At 71.6% G+C, this 4,272-nt stretch carries 5 protein-coding genes and 1 pseudogene; all 6 read right to left on the bottom strand.

Going from position 1 to position 4,272, the window contains the following annotated elements; genetic code table 11:
• Positions 1–306 (bottom strand): FIST N-terminal domain-containing protein (locus WBA11_RS18880; protein ID WP_424522175.1); only part of this gene is annotated, 306 nt, incomplete at its 3' end.
• A gap of 61 nt (positions 307–367) precedes the next feature.
• A pseudogene (locus WBA11_RS18875) lies at positions 368–724 on the bottom strand (FIST N-terminal domain-containing protein); the annotation flags it as partial.
• A 31-nt stretch (positions 725–755) separates the two neighbouring features.
• Entirely contained in the window at positions 756–1,649 is an 894-nt protein-coding gene (locus tag WBA11_RS18870; protein ID WP_424522174.1) for an alpha/beta hydrolase, read from the bottom strand.
• A gap of 4 nt (positions 1,650–1,653) precedes the next feature.
• Positions 1,654–2,949, bottom strand: a complete 1,296-nt coding sequence (locus tag WBA11_RS18865) for an SDR family NAD(P)-dependent oxidoreductase (RefSeq protein WP_424522173.1) — start codon at positions 2,947–2,949, stop codon at positions 1,654–1,656.
• Between the two features lie 103 nt (positions 2,950–3,052).
• Positions 3,053–3,442 carry a RidA family protein gene (locus WBA11_RS18860; protein ID WP_424522172.1) on the bottom strand — a complete coding sequence of 130 codons (390 nt, stop codon included), beginning with the start codon at positions 3,440–3,442 and terminating at the stop codon, positions 3,053–3,055.
• A 180-nt stretch (positions 3,443–3,622) separates the two neighbouring features.
• Positions 3,623–4,072, bottom strand: a complete 450-nt coding sequence (locus WBA11_RS18855; RefSeq protein ID WP_424522171.1) for a YybH family protein — start codon at positions 4,070–4,072, stop codon at positions 3,623–3,625.
• Positions 4,073–4,272: the final 200 nt, after the last annotated feature.

Genomic DNA, 4,272 nt, shown 5'->3' with positions numbered 1-4,272 from the left:
GTCCCGGGGCGGCTCCCCGTTGATCTCGGAGACCACGAGCCCGTCCGCCCGGGTCACCCGGTGGTCCTCCCCCACGGGCTCCCACCCGCTGGCGACGCCCGTGGACACGCGGAGCGGCCCGGCGAAGAGCAGGACGGGCACGGCGTCGGTGTAGACCCGGCCGTTGCAGAACTGGACCGTCTCCGTGAACCGGAACTGGTCCGCTGCCAGCCCCCCGCACACGGGGACGCTCGGCCCCAGCGCGTCGCCCAGTGTGTCGAGGAGCCAGGCCGGGAGCGCGCCGGGCGGGGAGCGCGCCGGGCGCATCGCCCTCGCTCCCGCCAATCCCCTCCGGGAGCGTGATGCACAGCCGGACCGGCGCGTCGAGACCGTCGAGCGCTTGCGCGACGGCCTGCCGGGCCGCCTCGGGGTTCGCCCGCGTGCCCTCGCCGATGCCCGCCCGGAACGTCACCCGGTCGGAGTGGAAAAGCGTCAGCACGACCGAGTCCTCCGCGAACCCGCCGTCCGAGGAGAGCTCGCCGTGCGTGGAGCAGCCGATGAACTGGAGGCCGGGGTAGCGGGCCTCGATGCCGTCGAGGAGCGCTTGGTGGTCGTGGTCGATTCCGGCGAAGAGGAGGGCTGCGCCGGGCCTGGCCCCGCCCAGCGCATCGGCACACGCATCCAGCGCCTCGGCGATGGCGTCGGCGGAGTCGAGGTCGTGGCTGTGGCCGGTGGCGACGGTCATGGGAATGGAAGGCAAGGGGAAAGGGCTGGCGTCACTCTGAGCGGCCGTAGAGCACGCGGAGCGTCCGGGAGACCTGGGCGGGGACGACCGAGGTGTGGGTCTCGTCGGCGAACACGACGGCGTCGACGGTCAGCCCGTCGTGGCCCCGGCTCCGCAGGCCCTCGGCGAGCCGCTCCATCGGCGGGACCATCGCGTCCCCCTCTTCCGAGCCCACCGAGAGGAAGACGTGCGCCGGGAGCGCCGTGTGGGCCTCGGCGAACGCCGCCTCCCTCGCGAACGTCTCGCCGTCGCTCCACCACAGCGAGGGGCTGTGGATCCCGACGCGCTGGAACAGGCCGGGGGCCTCGAAGAGCGCGTAGACCGCGAACAGCCCGCCCAGCGACTGCCCGGTGAGGCCCCGGTCGTCGGTGGTCCGGTACGCCGAGTCCACGAACGGGAGGATCTCCTCGCGGAGCACGCGGAGAAAGTCGGGGCCGCCCCCGGATACGATGGTCTCCGGGGGTTGGCCGGACTGGACCGCGACCGCCGAGTCGGTGGCCGCGTTCGCCGAGGGCGTGTAGTCGCGCCAGCGGTGCGCGAACCACGCGTCGAAGGTCTGCTCCCCGTTGCCGATGCCGACGAGGATGACGTCGTCCAGCCCGTCGTAGATGTCTTGGAACGCCCGCGCGGTGATCGCCGCCGGGAAGGTCCGGCGCCCGTCGAGGATGTAGAGGACGGGGTAGCGCGTGGTGTCGTCGGCGGCGTAGGCCTCTGGCGGGGCGACGTAGAGCCGGTACGGGTGGCCGTTGACTTCGGAGACGAGGTCGACCTGGTGCGTCCCGTCGAGGCCGACCAGAGGCGCGGTCTCGGGGACCGGCTGCGCCGCGGCGAAGGCCGGTACCAGGAGGGCGAGTGCCAGTGCAGAGAGGAGGGGCAGACAGCGCATGGGGCTAGCGGAGATCGCCGTCGTAGCGGAGACGCCCGTGGGGCGGGTCGTGCGTGAAGTCGGCCGTGCCGGTGATCTCCCCCGATCCCGCGCGGCCCGCGTAGGCGCCCGTCCCGCTCTCGACGCGCCACGTCCCGGCCACGGGCGCCGAGGCGGGGTCGGCGAGGTCGACCGTCGCGTCGCCGACCAGGACGAGCGTCCCACGCTCGCCGGTGACCGTCCGGCGGAAGGTGGCCACGAGCGGCGACGCGCCCTCGGCGCTGGACACGTCGAGGTGGTCCTCGGTCGTGCCCGCGTCGGAGATGGCCCCCGAGGCCTCAAACGTGCCCGCGAAGGCACCCGGCCCGGTCGCGCTCTGGTCGAACATGAACGTGACGCGGGTGGCGTCGTGGCCGTTCGTCCCGGTCTCCGAGACGGCCAGCGTGGCGAAGTCGGTCAGGCCGAAGGCTTCGAAGAGGGCGTCGTCGTGCCGCGCGTCGTCGGCGTTGCGGTCGCGGACGCCGAAGTCCATCCCGACGACCGTCCGCAGCGGGCGCGTGCCGGGGGGCATCGCCAGGAGCTCCGCCATCGCGTCGACCACGAGCGCGGGGTCCGTCGGTGTCTCCGGGTCCTGGAGCATCTGCTGGAAGTCGGCGCCCATCGCTTGGAAGGCGCCGGTGACGGCCGGGGGGTAGCTCGCGGCGCGGCCGTCGGCGTCGGCCGGGGCCGTCATCCCGCTGAACAGGTTTGTAGTGAACGGGCCCGGCTCCACGATCACCGCGTCGACGCCCGTCTGCGCGAGCTCCAGCCGGAGCGCGGCCGTGTAGCCCTCGAGCGCCCACTTGCTGGCGTGGTAGACGCCGAAGAAGGGGAGCGCGCAGCGACCGGCCGTCGAGCTGACGTTCATCACCAAGCCCGAGCCGCGCTCGCGCATGGCGGGCAGGAACGCCCGGACCACGCGGTGCACGCCGACGACGTTGACGTCGAGCTGGCGGGCGAGCTCGTCGGCCGAGAACGCCTCCGTAATCCCACCGAACATCTGCCCGGCGTTGTTGACGACCACGTCGGCGGCGCCGGACTCGTCGGCGACGGTCTGGGCGGCGGCCTCGACGGAGGCGTCGTCCGTCACGTCGAGGTCGAGCACGCGGAGGTCGAGGGACTCGGCACGGGCGAGGTCGCGGAGGGCGCCGGCGGCCTCGGCGTTCTTGCCGTCGGGGGCGCGCATCGTCGCGTAGACACGGTGGCCGGCGTGGGCCGCGGACTGGGCGAGGTCGTGGCCGAAGCCGGAGCTGCAGCCGGTGATGAGGAGGGTCTGGGTCATGGAATTTTGAGAGGTGTCGGAGTCTGGGAAGTCGATGAGAGCTCCGACCACTCTTCCCCAGTGGCCGGAGCTGTGCGTGCCGTCCCGGGCGTGCGTGCGTCAGTCAGGGCTTGTGGGCTTCGATCTCGATCTCGATCAGGAACTCGGGCAGGGCGAGCCCCTTGACCTCGAGCCAGGTCCCGGTCGGGAAGTGGGCCGTGTAGATGGTGCCGCGGTACTCGGCCGCGCCGAGGAAGCCCGCCATGTCGGTCGTGAAGACGTTCTCGACGACGACGTGGTCGAACGTGCAGCCGTAGTGCGCGAGGACCTGTCGCAGGTCGGCGTAGACGTTTTCGATCTGCTGCCGCATGTCGCCCACGCCCGTCGGGGTCCCCTCGTCGTCCATGCTGACGGCGCCGGAGACCTTGATGTGAGGGCCGACCTTGACGGCGTGCGCGTAGCCGTAGGCCTTCTCGACCTCCGGTCGCAGGTTGAAGTATTCGGGCGTGCTCATGGTCGTTCTGGATGGGTGGGTTGAGAGAAGGCGGCGCTCCGAATGAACACCGCCAGGGAAGCGGTCAGCAGGGGCAGGCGGCAGCGCACCGTTGCTCCACGAGGTGGCCGCGATGCGCCAGCGGCCGTCGTCTGGTAAACCGAGAGGGACGTTGCCCCTCGCCTACCGAGTGTGTGGTCGCTAGCGGACCAGTTCTTCGCCGTCGGGAGAGTCGATGACGTACTTCCAGGTGCCGTCGGGCTGCTGCCGCGCCACTTCGACCGTGACGCCGCCGTTTTCTGTGCCGCGCACAGTCCAGCGGTTCTGGACGAGGGCGATCTCGCCCGAGACGAACGAGACCTTTTCGTGGAAGTCGAGCTTGAGGCCAGAGTCCAGGTAGTTCTGAAGCACGGCCCGGACGTCGTCAGAGCCGGTATGCACGGCGCTTCGGGTCGTGAACACCGCCCCGTCTTCGTAGAGCGTCATCAGCCCGTCGATGTCCCCGGCGTCGTAGAAGGCGATAAACTGTTCGCCGAGCGCTTCGGGGCTGCTCGCTCCGGGGCTCGCAGAGGCCAGGGGCGCGGTGGCCTGGCAGGCGGCGAGGCTGAGGGTGAGGAGGGCGGCGGTGAGGGTGCGAAGGAGGAGATTCATCGGTCCAGGAGGTCGGGTTGGCAGAAGTAGACGTGGGCTAGGCGTGGATCAGGCGCGCGACGGCAGCCCGGAGGCCAGCCGCGTTGAAGGGCTTGGCGAGGAAGCCGTCGGCGCAGGGCGCCTCCCGGCGCGGCTCGCCGCTGACGAGGAGAACCGGCACGTCCCGCGTCGCCGGGTCGGCATGGAGGGCGGTGCAGAGG

It is taken from the genome of Rubrivirga sp., from assembly GCF_049648075.1.
Taxonomy (GTDB): Bacteria; Bacteroidota; Rhodothermia; order Rhodothermales; family Rubricoccaceae; genus Rubrivirga.
This window is presented reverse-complemented; position numbering and strand designations above follow the sequence as displayed.